The following is a 1,032-nucleotide window of genomic DNA, read 5'->3' on the forward strand; positions in this document are numbered from 1 at the left end:
CGAAGACGCCGAACTGGCGTTCCCCGCCCTGCAGGTGATGCCGATCCCCTACATCGAACCCGAGGACGTCAGCGAGGTGGTGCTGTTCCTGGCGTCGGATGCCTCGCGGTATGTGACCGGTCAGCAGATCCGCATCGACGCCGGCGGGTTCCTGCGCGCCAAGCCCTGGTCGGGCCCGTAAAGTTTCATCGCGTCTGTTGGCGCACCTACGCGCTGACGGGTTGAGAGACCCCCATCACCTCGATCATGTTGCCGCCCATGATCTTCTCGACGTCGGTCTGGTCGAAATCAGTGAGCTCGTCGAGGAAGCTCAGCGGGTCGGCAAGACCCTCCGGGTGCGGCCAGTCGGACCCGAACACCACCCGGTCAGACCCCACCATGTTGACGATCTCGGTGAACCGGTCCTCCCAGAACGGGCTGATGTAGACGCAGCGTTTGAACGCCTCGACCGGGTCCTCGCTGAAGGCGCCGGGCATCTTCTTGTAGACCCCCTTCAGGCCCTTGAACAGGTCGGGCACCCAGTCGGCGCCGTTCTCGATCGAGAGCACCCGCAGGTCGGGGTTGCGTGAGAAGGCGCCATGGCAGACCAGCGCTCCCATTGCGTCGTAGATCGGGCGGTGGCCCATCGCCAGCATCCGAAACGCGGTGGGACGAAACGGCAGGAACTCGTCACCGGGCTCCCACACGTTGAACAGTTCGGCGTAGCCGCTGTCCGAGGCGTGCATCGTCACCGGGATGCCGGCCTTGACGCACGCCCGCCAGAACGGGTCGAACTCCTCCAATCCGGGGGACCGGCTGCCGCGGAAGCCGGGCACCGGACCGGGGCGCACCAGCACCGTCCGTGCGCCGCGCTGCAGGCACCAGTCGAGCTCCTCGAGTGCACGATCGACGATGGGCAGTGTGACCACCGGGGTGGCGAAGATGCGGTCCTGGTAATTGAACGACCAGGTTTCGTGCATCCACTGGTTGAGCGCGTGGATGACGTCGTGAATCAGCTCCGGGTCGTCCTTCATCCGCTCTTCGACCAGGCTG

Annotated in this window: 2 protein-coding genes; one reads left to right on the top strand and one right to left on the bottom strand. The window is 65.4% G+C overall.

All coding sequences use genetic code 11. The features are described from left to right. Positions 1-181, top strand: a 181-nt coding sequence (locus tag AC2VON_RS03340; protein WP_486951670.1) for an SDR family oxidoreductase, incomplete at its 5' end; no start/stop codon positions are given. A 25-nt stretch (positions 182-206) separates the two neighbouring features. On the opposite strand, the gene AC2VON_RS03345 is transcribed toward AC2VON_RS03340, so the two are convergent. Next, positions 207-1,032: amidohydrolase family protein (locus tag AC2VON_RS03345; RefSeq protein WP_486951671.1), on the bottom strand; the 826-nt coding region annotated here is incomplete at its 5' end.

It is taken from the genome of Mycobacterium sp. TH-M82, from assembly GCF_057473605.1.